The organism is Pseudomonas sp. 58 R 3 (assembly GCF_900006605.1).
In the GTDB taxonomy this organism is placed as follows: domain Bacteria; phylum Pseudomonadota; class Gammaproteobacteria; order Pseudomonadales; family Pseudomonadaceae; genus Aquipseudomonas; species Aquipseudomonas salomonii.
In genome coordinates this window covers 1-16,593 of record NZ_CVTT01000007.1, presented here as the reverse complement: position 1 = coordinate 16,593, position 16,593 = coordinate 1, and the positions used below count along the sequence as shown (strand labels likewise).

Here is a 16,593-nt window from a genome sequence, read left to right as displayed (position 1 = left end):
CCGAGGACACTTGGAAATATTGGAACGGGCTCTGCGTGATGAGGTAAGCCATCAAGCGCAGAGCTTAAGGTAAATTTGTGGGGATCCCTCAGGGGCAGAACGCATTTAAACAATGGTGGTCTGCCGCCCATTTCCACGAAAAAAAACAACCCCACACACTATAAAATTTTAATCTCACGAAGAAAATCAATCATGACTATAGATTTAGCAACCTGCCTAACGATCGGAGCAACTTTTATCGCACTCATTGCTGTAATTATTTCAGGCTGGACAGCATGGATGCAGCGTCAACATAACAAACTCTCATTTAGCCCCTTCCCAGAAATACAGTTAAGAGATATGAATGGACAGGTACGCATACAAATATCAAACAATGGCACAGGCCCATTAATCATACAAACACTCACTGTAAAAAGAAATGACGTAGTCGTGGGAAAAACATTAATAGAATTAATGCCACCAAACGGACAATGGAGCTTTTTTGTGCACGAAATAGATGGACGCAGCATTAAACCGGCAGGCGACATCATACTCTTAGATTTTAAATACGACCCTGAAAACCAGAAAGAATTAGATTTCGCAAATCATACACGAAAAGCCTTATGCACTTTAGAAATAGAAATAACATACAAAAACATCTACAATGACATACTACCAATCTATAAAAAGAATCTAACTTGGTTTAGTCGGCTAATATAACCCCACCAACTCAGGTACAGGTAAAACCAGGGGTCAGAACATGTGTTCCTCATATGTTCTGACCGAGCGCGTCACACTCACTACTCGTCAACCCGCCCCACCAACACCCCAAACAACTCCCCCCGCGGCATCTCACTCAGCGCAATCCCCGCATTCTCAAACCAGTCCTTCCCCGCCTCCGGATGCGGCCCACTCAACACCACCACGCCCTTCTCATACCGATACCGCGCCGCCGCCACGTCACCATTGCGATAAGTCGCAATCACCGTATACGGCGCGCGCCCCTTAACCTTGGGAAAGTACGGCCCGTCCTGATAGAACACACTGTCCGGCTTGCCATCCCACACCACCCGTACCGCCGCGTCTTCAATCCCGCGTACTTCAAATCCCGGTCGCCCGGCTTCGGAGTCAAGGTCCTGGGGTATCAACCCGAAGTTGCTGTTATCGGCAAGATAAGCGCCCATGCATAACCCCAGGTAGCGCCCGCCCTTGGCCACGTAGTCGCGAATGGCGTCCACGCGTGCATCACCGAAGCTGTCGAGCGCAGCCGGGATATCCTGCCCACCGCCCGGCTGAACATAGAGGTCATAGCGTGCAAGGTTTTGCGGGGTGATGTCGATGGCTTCGTCCGCGCCTACAAAGTCGATCTGGTAGTTGGGGCTGAGCCGCAGCAAGGCGTTTTTGACGTTCTCGGAACAGTCATCACAGCCCGCCGGGCCACGGTAGATGGCGACGTGGGTGATGGGCGTTGCGGCCTGTGCCCAGGGTGATTGCAAGGTGGCGAGTGCAAAAAATGCGGCAGCGATGGCGGGCAGTTTCATGGTGGTGGGCTCAGCGAACAGGGGGTCGGGTTGTTCAAAGCCTATATCGAACGCGACTTTGAATTCGTTAACAGTTGTAAATCAGCTACTGTCGCCTGAAACCACATTCGCCAAGAGGGCCTGTAATGGAGCTGAAGTTCAGCCACGTCGACGTACTGGTCGAGAACCTTGAAGAAACCTGCGCGTATTACGCCAAGATCCTCAAGGCCAAAATCTCCAACACCCAGGTCTGGAATCGCGGCGGCTTTCATGTGCGGTATGCGGTGGTGCTGATGGGCCAGGAGCGTTTTATGCTGGTGCAGCCGGTGGCGGGCAACTTGCGCGAGCTGTTGGACGCGCACGGTGAGGGGATGATTTATCGGCATTGCTACACCACACCGGATATCGAGGTGGCCTATGCCGAGTTGATGGCCGAGGGCGTGCAGCCGCAGGATGAAAACGGCCGGCCCTTGAGCCTGGCGGATCTGCAGTCGCCGTCCGGCACGCGCATCATTTGGTTGCCCAAGCGTTTTGGGCATTTCTCCATCGAGATTCTGGAGGAGAAAGGCTTGGAGGCGTTTATGGTCGCCGCGTTTGCTTGAACGGCGTTGCATGGGTTGCAGCGACATCCATTACGCGCTGTCTGAGCGCACGCGGTTGAGGCGCGGTGTGGCATTCAGGTCTAAGGCGTTTGACTTCGAACCGATGGGGAACAACTGGCTAATTCGTGAATATGGGCCGGATAATGTTACGCATTTTGTGAATCTCAGGACTTTTGATGCCCCTAACCAAACGCGACATTGCCCGCCTTGAACGCCGCCTCGTGGCCACGTTGACCGACGCCTGCGAAACCGCCAAAGCTGAAACCCCGGGCTTCGAGTGGCTGACTCACACGGTCGATTACACCGCGTTCCCGCAAAGCCTGCGGGTGATTTGGGTATTCGATACGCGGGCCAATAAGGAACTGGCCCTGGCAAACGGGGCGGATCAACGTATGCGCGAGCTGACGGCTGCGGCGCTGCACGACGCCGAGGTGGCCTCGGTGAAAATCGAGCGTTGCGTGCGCTTTGATTGCGAAGAAGCCTGCAACCTCCAACATTGCGGCGATTGGCGGGCACGCCTGGCCTGATACTGCGGCGATGCAAGTGGTTCGGTTCGGCAGGTCGACCGTATTGATGCCTTCGCAGGCAAGCCAGCTCCCACAGGGGTCGTGGAGCCGGAAGGCAAGCAAGGCACGCAGTCGCGTGTCAGCTGCTCGGTGCAGGGCGGCGTGAATGCCGGGCTGCTGGCGCAGTTGCGGCCGGATATTGCGCCGATTGACTACCCGCGCACCGTTGCACAAACCAATATCGGCGATGCCGCAGACCCCGCCAACGTCCTCCAGCAGATGAGTTCGCCTCTGCTGCAACCGAAGCTCAAAACGCTGAACTACAGCTACCTGTCGAAACAAGGCGATGGCAGCAAAGACGTGCCCACGTCGGTCAGGTTAAAGGCCGAGGGTGCCTTGCTGGTGAAGAACGAGGCCTATGGCAACATTTTCAACGTCGATTGCCTGACCCAGGCCGACCTGATCCAGTTGAAATCAAAGATGAACGGCGTGGGCGATGGCCGTGTGCTGCAAACCCAACAAGCCGATTTGAAGGTGCCGACCAGTTGGGCACCAGGCCAGACGTTGAGTGTTCACCTGCGCATGCTGAATGTACCTGGCAAGCCCACCGACACGGCCATCGAAACGAGCCTGACCTGCAAGGTCGGCGAGCGTATTGCGGCGCGACACGTGTTTGCCTCGTTGACCGGCGACGCCATCAAGCTGGCATGCGACCAAGGAGACTATAAGACTGCTCGCGTGTTTATCGAGGACTTGGGCGTGGCCCTGACGCTGGAGTCAACGTCGAGCCAAACGCATTATGTGAATGAATATACAGCGGTGGATGTGGTGCACTAACAATCGCTATCGACGGCCCTTGATTTGCACGACACCGACACGCTTCCAAGGCGCTTGCTTCTCGCTGCACGCCAGCTCACCGGGGAACCGGTAAGTGCTCAGCTGCTTGAGCACCACCTGATCAATCACGTCGTTGCCCGAACTGCTCACTATCAATAGCCTGGGCTCCTCGGAGCCCTCTACAGCCTCCACTTGAACTTTGACCTGAGTGCCCTGCGGGCCGGGATTATAGGTTTTTGACACCGTGTACTGAGCCATCAGCAACGCGCGCTCGAGCCTGCCCCTGGCCGTCTCGGACCACACGCTGTAGTAACGTTGCTCCTGCGCAGCGGTCATTGCCACACCCCGCGTGCACAGCCGTTGGATACCCTTCCAGGCGTCACCAAAACTGGCGTTTGTCGCGCTCAGATAAAGCGCCATGGCGCCGTCCAGGTCCCGAGGGCCGCCCTTGCCTTCCTCCATCAGCTTGGCCAACCCCGTTTCAGCATTGGTGCTTTTTGGGCTGCCGATGGTGTCGATGGCGCGCCGATATAGCTGCCTGGCTTTCACATAATCCGGCGGCCCGTCATGGCCGCTCTCGGCGATCTGGCCGAGGTAGAAATACGCCTGCGCGTTGACGCCGGCTACCGACTGATACAACGTTTTGGCTTTAGCAATGTCTTGCGACACACCGTGGCCGTTTTCATACATGCCCGCCAGCAGCGTTGTGCACAGGGTGTCCCCATTCTCGCTGCGCTTGCGGATATACGTGACCTGATCGGAAGAGATCGACTCCACATCTCTGTACGCCCAGCAGCGCATGCTGGCGACAGGGTCATCCTTGTCGGCGTAGCTTTGGCAGCCGCTCATCAAGGCGGCAAGTGTGACTAAAACCAGAACCTTGCTCATCAATTGCACACACCGTGCAACTCACGCGCACTGCGCCACAGGTCGTACAGGTCGTCGGCCATGCGCTCTGCAGTGCGCGCCCTTTTTTCGGCGTGAGTCAGCGCCATCAAGTGCTCATCGCTCGGCTGCTTCATGTTGAGGTCGCAGGTGTAGCGCCAGAGCAGGCCGTTGCTGCTCACACCGTCGTTGGGTAGCGCTATTGTCAGGGTTTCCAGCCAGGTGTAGGCGCGCAGATGGGCTTGCACATCGCAGTAAAAACCACAGTAGAAACGTTGATTGAGTTCGAGGTAGACCGCGCCCGGCATAAAACCCAGCTCGTAATAAATACCGTAGTAGCGGTTATCCCGAGCGGCGCTGTAGTAACGATGAATCACCGCCGCCGTTGGGACTTCATAAGGCTTGGGCAACTCAGGGTATTTATCGGCAATGCACTGCGCAACCGCCTGCCAGAGTTCCAGCTGCAGGTCTTTCAGGGTTTCGGTGTAGGCTTTTTGCAGGTCACGCACCACCAGCAGGTTGTTGTCCTGGCGTAACGTCTGCTTGAGTGCGTCCATGTAAGCGTGCCCCTGGTCCTGAAACGTGAGTTTGGCGATGAGGTCGATATATTGCAGCAGGCTTTCACGCACAGCGGCTTCGCGGATCACCCACTGCTGACAGTGCTCCAGCCACAGCAGGATGTCGGCAGCATAGCTGATGCGCTGGTAGTCGATGCCCCGGCAACTGCGCGGGTCGGCGTCGCGACCGTCGAGGGTGAGGTACACCGGCGGGTAGGTCTGGTAGCCCTCGGCTTGCAGGGTGTGCAGGTAGCGGAACAACTGGGCGTCCTGGTCTTCGGCGTAAAGCTTGTTTTCGATGATGATGGCTTGGCGTTTAGTATTGCGGATCAGGATGTCGACGTTGCGGTATTCGACCTCCACAGTGACATCGTGACAGTCGAAGCCCTCGATATTCAAAGCTTCCAGAAACAGTTGCAGCAACTTGCTCCCGGCCGCGTGCGCACCTTGAGGGTTGAGCAGAAAGGCCAGGTAGCGCGAGTGCAGGCGCACTTCATCGGAGCCGCTGCGCAGCAAAGTGAACAGGTTGAAGGCCGGCAGGCGGTGCAGTTCGGCCCGAAGTAAAGCGGCGCGGTGGATCAAGGGGGGCAAGGCTCATTTCCTTATGCGGGCAATGCGAGGGAGTGATTGTATTGCGCCATCACCGAATATGCATCCCTGCCATACTCATTGGCGCCCCTGTGCGCCACCCGGGCAATCTGCCTGCTCGCGCAATGACGACGCCACCATCAAATCGTGCGCCAACGCGCGCACCACGGCCAAATCATGGCTAATAACAGGTAGGTCAGGCCGTGCTCTTCCTGCAACCTTTGGTTGTTTTTTTCCGCGCATTCCCCTCAACTACTGCCCTGCCCTCACACGCGAGTATCAACCTTGGAACGCTATGAATCGCTGGTCATCGGCCTGGGTGCCATGGGTGCCGCCACGGTGTATCAACTGGCGAAAGCCGGTGTGAACGTCGCCGGTATCGACCGTCATCACCCGCCCCACACGCTGGGCTCCAGCCATGGCGACACGCGTATCACGCGGCTGTCGGTGGGCGAAGGCGCGCAGTACGTGCCCATTGTGCGGCGTTCCCACGCTATCTGGCGCGAGCTGGAGGCGTTGTCGGGGGAGGCGCTGTTTGAGCAGTCGGGGTTGCTGGTGCTCACCTCTCGTGATGACTTTGATCCCAGCGATGCAACCGATTTCACCCTGCGCACCATTGGCCTGGCGCAAACCTACGGCATTGAACATGAGCTACTGGACGCTGCACAGATTCGCCAGCGTTTCCCGCAATTTGCCCAAGTGGCGCAGAGCGCCATCGGTTATTACGAGCCTGGCGGCGGCTTCGTGCGCCCAGAGCGGTGCATTGATGTGCAGCTCAGTTTGGCCGAACAACACGGCGCCACGCTGTACAAGGGCGAGACGGTGACTCACATCGGTTCGGATGCTCAAGGCGTCACGGTGACCACCGACCAGCGCACGCTGCAAGCCGACAAGTTGGTCGTAAGTGCAGGCAACTGGGCCGGCGGGTTACTCGGCGCGCCGTTTGACCGGTTGCTGAGTGTTTACCGGCAACAGCTGTTCTGGTTCGCGCTGGAGCCCGGGGCCGACCTGGTGGGCAAATCCCCCACCTATATCCTCACGCACGATCAAGGCCAGACCCACTATGGTTTCCCGGCGTTGCCCGGCGAAGGCAGCCTGAAGCTGGCTACGGCGCAATATCACACCACCTCCACGCCGCAAACGCTGGACCGCACGGTCTCGGCGGCGCAAGCGCAGGCGATGTACGAACAGCATGTTCAGGGCCGTATCACCGGCGTGTCGGCCAAGGTGGTCAAGTCGGCGGTGTGTGCCTACACCGTGACGCCGGACCACGATTTCATCATCGACAAACACCCCACGCTGCAGCACACCCTGGTGGTGTCGCCATGCTCGGGGCACGGCTTCAAGCATTCGGCGGCGCTGGGTGAGGCGTTTGCGCAGTGGTGCATGCGTGGGTCGAGTGAGCTGGACCTGTCGGCGTTTTCGCTCAAGCGCTTCGAGGGTCAATAGGCCCTGGCACTGAGGCCAGGCGCCGGCTTACTTGGCAAACGCGTACTCGCCGCCCTGCTCCACCGCCTTACGGTACGCAGGTCGCGCCTGGAAGCGTTGCACCCAGGCCGCCAGGTTTGGATACGCCTGCAACTTGCCCTGGGCCTTGGCGATTTCGCCGATAAAGCTCATCTGGATGTCCGCGCCGCTCAGTTCGTCACCGAGCAGATACGGCGTATCCGCCAGCACACCATTCAGATAGCCCAGGTAATTGGCCACCTCCGACTCGATACGCGGGTGCAACGGCGCGCCGGCCTCTCCCAGGCGCCCGACATAGAGGTTGAGCATCAGCGGCAGCATGGCCGAGCCCTCGGCAAAGTGCAGCCATTGCACATATTTGTCGTACGCTGCGCTGGCAGGATCAGGCTGCAGGCGGCCTTGGCCATGGCGGCGGATCAGGTAGTCGATGATGGCGGCGGATTCGATCAATACCAGGCTGCCGTCTTCGATAACCGGGGATTTGCCCAGCGGGTTGATGGCCTTGAGTTCCGGTGGTGCCAGGTTGGTTTTCGGGTCGCGCTGGTAGCGCTTGACCTCGTAGGGCAGGCCGAGCTCTTCAAGCAGCCAGAGGATGCGCTGTGAGCGCGAGTTGTTAAGGTGGTGAACGGTGATCATGGGCAACTCCGCAGGGCAAGGGTGGGTGTCAGGGGTTGAGACTACGCCAGCACGGGGGAGTGCCCACAATTAATTGTCACAGCCCCTTGAGCAGAGGCTGCACAGCCGCAGGGATCAGGCGACGGCCGTCAAATACACCTCTTGCTTGAGCGCATCGATCAAGCCGTCGATGGTGGGGTAGCGTTTACCTTTCAACGGTGGCCAGCGCTCAATGAACAGGTGACCTGTCTCATCCTTTTGGATCGGGGTGGTCACAATGTCTCCGGTCCTGGAACGGTGGAGCAGATTGGCCTGGTTGGAGGACGCGTACTCGATCAGGAAATCGCCGATGTTTTTCAGGCGCACGCTCGGCAGGGTCGAGGCAGAAACCGCCGTTAACAACACCTGCGACTTGAGCGCATGAACCAGGAACTCCAGCGTGGCGTAGCGCTGTCCCTGCACCTGCGGCCAACGGTCTATAAAGAACTGGCCGCTGTCGTCAATTTGAACGGGGGTGGAAATAATGTCTCCCGTATTGGAGCGGTGCAGCACATTGGCTTGGGTGGTAGAAGGCCGCTCGATCATGAAGTCGCCGACACTTCTAAGCCATGTGCGATCCGCGGTCGGCGCAGGGCGCGGTGCAGGTGTACCGGCAATACCGACGTCGACCTTGAAATCACTGCGCAGGGCGACGCCTTCGGGGGTTTTTATCGATTTCTCGAGAATTTCCCAGGCGCCTCGGTGCAGGGGACGTGCGTGATCGGGCGCGACATCGCGTACCGTCAAGCTGACCGCATCCTGCAACTGCGCGATACCGGGCACACCCTGGTACATATCTGCGTGGGCAGTGCCCATAAGCGCAACCCATTTATGCGGCCCCTGCGCCGCCTGATCAGCCTTGATCACCTCATTGGCGAAATAGCTGAACAGGTTTTCGCGAGCGCTCAAGTCTCGCAGGCCTTTGACGTGATAACTGGCCGTGCAGTCGAGCGCACGCACCCGGATGCCCGCCTTGTTCGCGGCCTTGACGACGTTGGTGTAAGTGTCGCTGCCCGAGTACCCGTGCGGCATATGGCCGAGGTCCTGCGCCCGCAAATAGCGTTTGAGGTTGTCCGGCATTTTCAGCGTGCTGTAAAAGGCCTCCAGTTCCAGCTGATGCAAATCGGTGAGCAAGTGTTCCAGGTACAAGGTTTTAACGCCCTGCTCCTTCAACAACTTCATGTAGTTGATCAGGAACCGTTTGCTCGACCGATCGGCATGGGCTTCAGCGATGATAAGTCCCAACTTCAGTTTATAGACCTGCTTGATAAACGTTTCTTCATTGGTTGCCGCGGCCAGCTCGACGAAGCTGGAACGGGCCGGCGGCGTGTACGTGGCAAACGCTGCCTTGGCGCTCTGCTGCAGGCGAATGCGCGTGCGCTTGAACGTATTGAACGCCTCCTCAAAGGGGTGCGCTGCCTGAAAGCCATAACGAGAATCCAGGTCACGATGCGAATGCACCATATCGTCCAGCTGCGGCTTGAGGGTCGCCGGCAGATCAAACGCGGTGTAATGGGAAGGTGAAGCGGGGTTCACTACTGCCGTTGAAGGGCCCGCCACCGGCAACGGTTGCGCAACGGGCGCCATCGTCAGCCGGTAGTCACCCCGAGACAAGGCTGCCGCAGACGTATCGAACTGGATGCCCACCGCCTGGCCCGGCGCACCTTCATCAACACGCAGGGCGATGACATTCTGCAAGTCGGCCAGGCCTGGCACCTCGTCCGTGCCGCCTATGCGGTTGTGATCCACCAGAGCGATCCAGCCTTCCTGCGGCTCTTGGGCTGCCAGGGTTTTATGGGAGTAGAAGTTTCTGAGTTTGCCGCTGCGCGGGACAAACCGCTCAGCCCCGGAAAGCTCCAGCACGTGCTCCAGATGATAGGAACTGGACGCGTCCACACCCTCGATCGCGACGTTGTGCTGATGGGCTTCGAGCATCAGTTTTCGAAACGTAAACGGCGCGTCCAGGTCCCAGCCCAGGGCTTTGTCGACACGCGCAAGGTGGTCTTCGACGCGCTTCAACGCGTGGGCGAGGTCACCTTTGGCTTGCCCATTGATAATTCTGAGTTTGGTGCGAAACACATCGGCCGGCAGGTTTTCGATGTACAGGCGCTTGAGCCCCAGTGCCGCCAATGCCTGCATGTCTTCGATCAATAACTGCTTACTGACCACACCGGCATTGGCTGCGCCAATGATCAGCCTTTGCTTGAGCGGGAACAGGCTGGCAAGCACCGCGTTGGGGCTGGAGTCAGCGGCCAGCAGTGGCAAATCGGTACGGGGCGAACGCGCCGGCGGTGCGGCAAACAGCGCCTCTGCATCTTCGGTCAGCTGTTTGACCTGGTTGTCATAGCTGTCGCGCAGCCCTCGCAAACGCGTCAATACGTTTTCCCGTGCAGCCTCCTCAAGCGCGTTGTCGGGGCTCGCGAAGCGTTTGCCGAAGTCAGTGTCAAGTGCGACCCTGAACTGCGAACCTTGCTCGGGCGAAATCTCGTAGCGCGCCAATGGCTGTACGGCCTCTTCCTGAAGTGCTTGATACTTCTTGCGCCCGCCTCCCGCCACCCCTGAGCGCAGCCAGCGACCATCGGCGTGCTGGTTGACCAGACGCGCAGTCGAATGCATTTGCCCGGTGAGTGGGTCATAGCGATACAACAAATGCCGGCCCAGCGCGTCTGGCGTGTTGCGGGTCCAAAAGTCCTGGCCTTCAAACAGCACCGGTTTCATGTCGGCGGGTAGGCGCGGGTCAATGGCAGCGATCAGTTCAGCCTCTTTCAGCGCTTTAGCCGCCGGCCTGATGGAGAACGTCGAGAACGGCCCCTTGAGGGCCGGGCGGAAGTCGAATAACACTGCACCGCCCAGATTCGCCAGGTAACCGACGAAGTGTTGCAGCGCCCCGCCGCTGTCGCCCTGTTGGTAGGCATGGATGGCGAGCATCGCGTCCTTGAACGCCAGCAAGCTGCCCAGGCCCAGGCTCAACACCGGAAAAGGAATGGTGACGATGGCCGTGACCAGCTCAACGCACGTCCAGAGAATGCCCGTGATCATCGCTGTGCGATTGACCGTGGTGGCGGCCACATCATCGATCTTGCGTTGCAGCACCATGTTGTAGAGCTCATGCCGCAGGTCGGTCAGCGGCGTGGCATGGGCGATCGGGTCATGGCGCGCAGGGCTTGGGGTGGTGCGGTCAATTGTTTCGGGCAAGCCCTTGCGGGCAGTCGCCAGGAACGTTTTGATCCGCGCGGTGGCGCCAGTGCCTACCCGGCCGTTGAGATAATCCGAGACGCCTTCGACTTTTTTCAGCCAGTAGTTGAACAGTTTCGCCTCACGCACGGCGATGCCATCGGGCGCATTGGGGGTGTACAGCAGCACCGGGTTGTCCCCGTGGCTGAACAGGTAGTTGCCGATGACCCATTCGCCGTCAAGCATCAGGCGATGGACCCGGTAGGTGTTGCGCGTCGCCGTGGTCGTGTCGCCCAGGCTATCGATGGCGCGCTCCAGCCAGGCCAGGTCAGCGCGGGCGATGTGGCCGCGCAGGCAGCCATCGAGCGCGGCGTATTTGATCTGCAATTGGTTGATCGCCAACGTGGCATTACGCCGTTCGGCATAACCGGGGCTTGTCGCGCTTTGCAGTGTGCTGCGCACTTCGTCGATATAGCGCTGGCCGACCCATACGCCGGTCACCGAGCGGGAAACGTTTTGCGCCGTCAAGCGGCTCAGGTCGACGCCTTTGGGCCCGCTGAAGGTGGCGGAGGTGGAGAATTTCGGGTCGATGAAGCCGACGTTATCCTGGTAGCCGTCCCGGTACAGCCGGGTATAGGAAATGGGCGCGGGCTTGCCGCCCAACAGCGGCCAGGGCGCCGTAATGAACAGGGTGTCCGGGTCAATATCGTTCTGGCTGCGCCCCAGCAGCGTGTTCAGGCTGAGCGTGGCTTGCTGGTGTACATAGGTGTTGAAGGCAATAAAATTAGCCTCCGAATCCGGCCGGGCGTTATACACGCGCAAGGCGCCTGCCGCGTCCTCGCCCAGGCGGGTCAAGCGGGCGCGGTCCGCCGCCGAAGCAGAGCGATACCATAACGGCGTGGCGTATTCGTAGTCGTCCTGCGCGGCGCTTTGGGAATGCACCGCCATGGCGTCCAGGCACACGGTGTGGGAACACAACGGCCCAAAGGTCACCTCCGTGTGTTCCTGCGCGTCGGGCTTGAAACCCAGCCCGGCGAGGAACGTGCCCATCTTCGGGCGAAAACGCAGCGGGCATTGCTCCAGCACGTAGTCGCGCAGGGTGCGGCCCTTCCACCGGGTGTTGTCGTCGGCCCAACCGATGATATGCGTCTGGCATTCGCGCTCGCTGGCAAATGCCATGAACTGGCGCTCGCGCGGAGAGCCTGGGGTGCACAGCAGCAAGCGTTGGGTTTGGCCTTGTGGGTCGTCCTCCCGCAACAACCACAGGTCACGCAATTGCGCACCGTGCAGCAGTACGGTCTGGGCGCACAGGCGAGGGTTGGTGCCGCCGCGCAGGTCTTCGAATAATTGGTAGTCCGCCGCGCTCAGGTCACCCCGCAACTTGGCGACATAGGCGAGCAACGCCAGGCGCTGATCAAACAGGTTACGGGCAGCCTGCTTGAAAGCCGGCATGGCCTGCATTTCTCTTTGCTGCGCGGCAAAGTCCAGACGCGGTTGGTAGCCCGGCTCACGCAGTATGCCCAGCAGGCTTTGCGCATTCAGCTGCGCAAACGCGCTGCCCGCATAGGTCACGGTGGTCTTGGTCAGAAAGTCCGAACCCGCCAGCTCATCATCGATGTGCAGCCCCGAATAGCTCAGGTCTGCCAGGCTGCGCTGCTGCTCATAGGTGCCTACATGGGCGACGTGACGTCGGGTGGTCACCTGCAACTGCTGCAGGTCCAGGTTATACAGTTCGAGTTCCTCGTCCAGGTACTCGGTGAGCTGGTGACTCGCCAGGGCCTGGGGAGAGGCGACAGGCCCCAGCAGGTCCAAATAGGCTGAGCGAGCCTGATTGTAGCCTCGGATAAACTGACCCAAGGTTTGTTGGCTCAGCGAATCGGCGCTGCGGTACCAATCCGGCAAGCTGTTGTACAGGCTGCGCTCCAGCAGCTGTTGACGCCTGAATTGCAGGCGTGAGGACAGGTCCGGCAGCGCAGCTTTCACCGCGCTGTCCAGGGCAGCCTTGAGCGTCGCGGCATCGTGGGACGGGTTATTGACCAGGCTCAGGGCCAGCTCAATGTCCTGGCTACGCTTGTCGAGCAGCGCGTTGTAGGTGTGCTCAAACAACGGCTCACCTTCAATGGGCAACAAGTGCAGCGGCCAAATACTGGCCACATCCAGCGCCTGATAACGCACCGGCAAGTGGCGACAGAACTCCTCACGGCCAGCCGGCAGGAGCAACAGCGCCTTGAGGCGTTGGTCCAGTTCCGCGAGGGAATCAAAGGCCTCCAGACCTCGGTTTGGGGTAAACAGCAGCACCTGGCCGACGCTCTGCCCTGACGTCAAGTCAGCCACCACAGGGCTGGCCTTGCGCGTCAGCACGAACGCCCCGGCGAACGCCACCGTCTGGCCCTGGTAACTGAACGTGAGCGAGTACATGCCCGGCCGAAAGTCCGGGCCACGGGAGCAATCTTCAATCATGCGTTGCTCGGCCGGCGCCAGCAGGTAGTCACGCACATCCAGCTTGGCCTGCTGCTCCAGCGCGCCAAGGCCGGCGATTTGGGTGAGGTAGCTCTTGCGGCCCTGGCCGTCCACCGTGCCGACCTCGTCAAGGCCCTGCAGATGCGTATTCAGGTCGGTTTTGAGCTGGGCGAGCACGGTTTTACCGGTTTCTTCGGTGAGGTCTGCCTGCGTCAACGCCTCAAATAAACTGCGCGACCGATTCAACAGGATGTTGTTGGCGCGGATCAAGGTGGTGTTGAGCTTTTCCAGGGCCAACAGTTCGGGCGGCAATGCCGCCGGTTGCCGGGTTTGAGTGCGCAGGTCCGGGTCGATTTCAAGCAGGTGTGTACGAATTTCCTGAAGCGTCGGTGCGGCGGATGTGGGGTTCGGCGTGCTCATGGGCACGGTCCTCATGCTGATGGAATGAACCCTCAGCATGAGAGCGAGCCTGGGTGTATCGGCGGTACATATTGTTCAGCGGCCGGCGCCTCAGACCAGCCGGAACCGTGCAGTGTTATCACTCAATGCGCGACTGCCCTTACTCAAGGTATCCGCCGCCGAATTGACCGCCCGTGCGCCGTCCAGCAAGCGCCCTGCCGCCTGGTCGACCTGCTGGATATTGCCGCTGACTTCATCGGCGGTGGCGGCCTGTTCTTCCACCGCTGCCGCGATCTGCGCCAGGGTGTCGGTGACGTGCTGCACCGCACCGGCAATTTCGCCCAGGCGGGTGCCCAGGCCCGTCACGGATTCGGCGTCGGTCAGTGCCTGGTCGCACGCCGCGCCCATCAGGCTGACGGCTTGGCTGACGGTCGCGCGCAGGCTGTCCACCGTGCCGGCGATTTGTGCGGTGGACGCCTGGGTGCGTTGCGACAGGCTGCGCACTTCATCGGCCACCACGGCAAAGCCACGGCCCTGCTCGCCCGCACGCGCAGCCTCGATGGCCGCGTTGAGCGCCAGCAGGTTGGTCTGTTCGGCGATGCCACGAATGGTGTCGACCACCGACTGAATCTGCTGGCCCTGCTGGCTGACCTGTTCCAGGGCGTTGGCCGTGTCGGTCAGGCGCTGGTTGAGTTGCTGGATACTTGCCGTGGTGCGCTGGCTGTCGCGGCTGCTGTCTTCGGCGATGCGCCTGGTGTGCTGCGCGCTGCCCGAGGCCTGTTCGCAACTCTTGGCCACGCCCATGGAAGTGGCGGCCAATTGGGTCGCGGCGGCTGCAATCTGGCTGATTTGATGTTGCTGGTCTTCAACCTCGTTAAGGGTGCTGCCCGACTGCGCATTCAGGGTGAGCACGGCTGAGCCGAGTTGCTGGGTTTCGTGATTGACGCCCAGCAGGCTGGTGCGCAGTTGCATCACGGCAACGTTGAGGGCCCGGCTGATCGCGGCCAATTCATCACGCCCTTCTACCGCCACTTCGACGCACAGGTTACCGTCGCGCAACGACTCGGCCAGTGTGGTAATGCCACTGGCGCTGCGGCGGATCGAGGCTTGCAGACAGATAAACAAGTACAACGCGGCCAGGGCCAGCAGGCTGAACGTCGCCGCCACCGGAATAAAGTGCTGGAGCGAACGCTCGCGGTAGTCACTCAGGCGCGCATCCAGTGAATTCAGCGACTGGCTGCGCAACGCCCCCAACGCGCCCAACATGCTGTCGACGCTGCGGTCGAAGGCGACGCTGTCCACTTTGATGGTGCCGCCGAACACGCCGTCGTCCAGGGTTTTAAGCTCGCTATCCAACAGTTGCAGGCTGCTGTCATATTGCGCTGTCCACGGCTCGATCCCGGGAAATTGTTTGGCTTTGAGCGAAGCGGCGGCCTTGACCAACTGGTCGCGTGCATCGCCGATACGGCCGCGCAGGTCGCGCATCTGCAAGCGGCTTTGCAAAGTGAACTGCCCCGAGGCGATGGACGACTGGCCAACGCTGGCGGTGCGGCCGATGCGCTCGATCAGGTCCGGGGTCTGCTGGGTGGAGATCTGCATCAACAGGTAGGTCTCCAGCCATGGGTCGAGGATCAGGCCGGTGTCCAGAGTGATTTGCTCGCGCAGGGTTTGCAGCGCCGTCAACGCGGCGGTGAAACGGTCGTAGCCGTCCGGCCACCAGCCCACGGTGCGCAGGGACTGGGTGTCCATGCCCTTGACGGCCGCCTGCAACGCCTCAAAACGCGCCAGGGTGTCGGCGCTGGCATTGCGGGCTTTGAGCACCTCGCCCAGGGCTTGCAGACTTTGCACAATCATCGGGTTGCCGGCATCCACTTTGTCCATGGCAGCCTGGGCGGCCGGGGTTGGCACGTGGAGGATATCCAGCGCTTTCCAGCGCGCGGCCAGGTTGCGTTGCGCGCTCAATTGGCCATCAAGTGTGTCCAGGGCCAACAGTTGGTGCACACCGGACTGCTCGCTGCTGATCACGTTCAATTTGCCGCGATAGTCCGAACCAATCATCCAGAGGCTCCCCGCCAGGGGCAGCATGAACAGGAAAAAAAGCACCTGGAACTTGCGCGCAAAACCGAAACGGCCGAGCAAATGGATACCGGGTGATAGAAGAGTGTGCATGGCCGACCGCTCCCGAAAACACGCTGGAAATGACTAGAAGCAAAATGCCATGTCATTGATTGAGAAGGCTCAAGCAAGATACGGGCCGTTACGACTTTGCTGGAGATAGGCGCCTTGGCGATAAACCGGCGATGGCGCGCGCACAAAAATGGGGCAAAAACACTCACTGCCGGGCACACAATTGTCACCGTGCGCCTCCCGAGTAAAAAAAGTTCAACACCCACCTAAAGCATGATGGCACTTTGCCGATATCGCTTCTAAGATCACGCCTTCCACCGCCTTACCCAAGTCGTTAATTTCAAAATAATCAAAGGGATATTGATATGCCGCTTCCTCTCATCCTCGGTGCAGCCGCCCTGGTCAGCGCCGCCTATGGCGCCAAGAAAGGCTATGACGGTTACCAGAAGCATTCCGAAGCCGACGAAATCGTCAACAGCGCCAAACAGCGCTATGACGTCAAAAAGCGTGCTTTTGACGCGCAAGAAACCGCCACCACGTCGGCATTGAGCGTACTGGGCGAAAAAGAACTGCAAATCGGTAAAAGCTTTAACGAGTTCAAAACCCTGGCTGACTCGCTTTTGCAGCAGTTGAACGCCGGTCGCCAGAACAAGCTGGAAATCAACATTCCCAAGCACAAACTGCAAACCATCTCCAACTACAGCTACACCGCGATCGGCGTGCTGGGCTCTGCTGCCGGCGCCGGGGCTGCCGGGGCGGCTGCGGGTTTCGCGGTGTACGGCGGGGTGATGGCGCTGGGCGCAGCCTCTACCGGTACGGCGATCTCGTCGCTGGCGGG

At 59.8% G+C, this 16,593-nt stretch carries 11 protein-coding genes and 1 pseudogene; 6 read left to right on the top strand and 6 right to left on the bottom strand.

Annotation, left to right across the window (positions count from 1 at the left end):
* The first annotated feature begins 192 nt into the window (after nucleotides 1–192).
* Nucleotides 193–699, top strand: coding sequence for a hypothetical protein (locus BFP92_RS30970; protein ID WP_139114015.1), 507 nt, complete (start codon nucleotides 193–195; stop codon nucleotides 697–699).
* Between the two features lie 80 nt (nucleotides 700–779).
* On the opposite strand, the gene BFP92_RS00215 is transcribed toward BFP92_RS30970, so the two are convergent.
* Entirely contained in the window at nucleotides 780–1,520 is a 741-nt protein-coding gene (locus BFP92_RS00215) for a BPL-N domain-containing protein (protein WP_065911102.1), read from the bottom strand.
* A 125-nt stretch (nucleotides 1,521–1,645) separates the two neighbouring features.
* Here BFP92_RS00215 and BFP92_RS00210 point away from each other — a divergent pair, with 125 nt between their 5' ends.
* From BFP92_RS00210 to BFP92_RS00200, 3 genes are all read left to right on the top strand, one after another.
* Nucleotides 1,646–2,101, top strand: a complete 456-nt coding sequence (locus tag BFP92_RS00210) for a VOC family protein (RefSeq protein ID WP_065911101.1) — start codon at nucleotides 1,646–1,648, stop codon at nucleotides 2,099–2,101.
* 176 nt (nucleotides 2,102–2,277) lie between these two features.
* Complete coding sequence (locus tag BFP92_RS00205; protein WP_065911100.1) at nucleotides 2,278–2,628, top strand: hypothetical protein; 351 nt, start codon at nucleotides 2,278–2,280, stop codon at nucleotides 2,626–2,628.
* 81 nt (nucleotides 2,629–2,709) lie between these two features.
* Entirely contained in the window at nucleotides 2,710–3,444 is a 735-nt protein-coding gene (locus tag BFP92_RS00200) for a hypothetical protein (protein WP_239694220.1), read from the top strand.
* A gap of 6 nt (nucleotides 3,445–3,450) precedes the next feature.
* Here BFP92_RS00200 and BFP92_RS00195 read toward each other — a convergent pair whose 3' ends face one another.
* A complete protein-coding gene (locus tag BFP92_RS00195; protein ID WP_065911099.1) occupies nucleotides 3,451–4,332 on the bottom strand; it encodes a tetratricopeptide repeat protein in 882 nt (293 codons plus the stop codon).
* A complete protein-coding gene (locus tag BFP92_RS00190) occupies nucleotides 4,332–5,477 on the bottom strand; it encodes a PDDEXK-like family protein (RefSeq protein WP_065911098.1) in 1,146 nt (381 codons plus the stop codon). The genes BFP92_RS00195 and BFP92_RS00190 overlap by 1 nt, the downstream gene beginning before the upstream one ends.
* A 282-nt stretch (nucleotides 5,478–5,759) precedes the next feature.
* Here BFP92_RS00190 and solA point away from each other — a divergent pair, with 282 nt between their 5' ends.
* Nucleotides 5,760–6,923: an N-methyl-L-tryptophan oxidase gene (solA, locus tag BFP92_RS00185; RefSeq protein ID WP_083221674.1), complete on the top strand. Its 1,164-nt coding sequence runs from the start codon at nucleotides 5,760–5,762 to the stop codon at nucleotides 6,921–6,923.
* Nucleotides 6,924–6,950: 27 nt separating this feature from the next.
* Here the strand turns inward: solA and BFP92_RS00180 are convergent, their stop codons facing one another.
* The 3 genes from BFP92_RS00180 to BFP92_RS00170 all read right to left on the bottom strand — a co-directional run bounded on the left by BFP92_RS00180 (nucleotide 6,951) and on the right by BFP92_RS00170 (nucleotide 15,797).
* Nucleotides 6,951–7,577 (bottom strand): glutathione S-transferase family protein, encoded by a 627-nt coding sequence (locus BFP92_RS00180; protein WP_065911097.1) that lies wholly within the window; start codon nucleotides 7,575–7,577, stop codon nucleotides 6,951–6,953.
* Nucleotides 7,578–7,691: 114 nt separating this feature from the next.
* Nucleotides 7,692–13,649, bottom strand: a complete 5,958-nt coding sequence (locus BFP92_RS00175) for a membrane-targeted effector domain-containing toxin (protein WP_065911096.1) — start codon at nucleotides 13,647–13,649, stop codon at nucleotides 7,692–7,694.
* A gap of 90 nt (nucleotides 13,650–13,739) precedes the next feature.
* Nucleotides 13,740–15,797, bottom strand: coding sequence for a methyl-accepting chemotaxis protein (locus BFP92_RS00170; RefSeq protein ID WP_065911095.1), 2,058 nt, complete (start codon nucleotides 15,795–15,797; stop codon nucleotides 13,740–13,742).
* A gap of 323 nt (nucleotides 15,798–16,120) precedes the next feature.
* Between BFP92_RS00170 and BFP92_RS00165 the strand changes: the two are divergent.
* A pseudogene (locus tag BFP92_RS00165) lies at nucleotides 16,121–16,593 on the top strand (hypothetical protein); the annotation flags it as partial.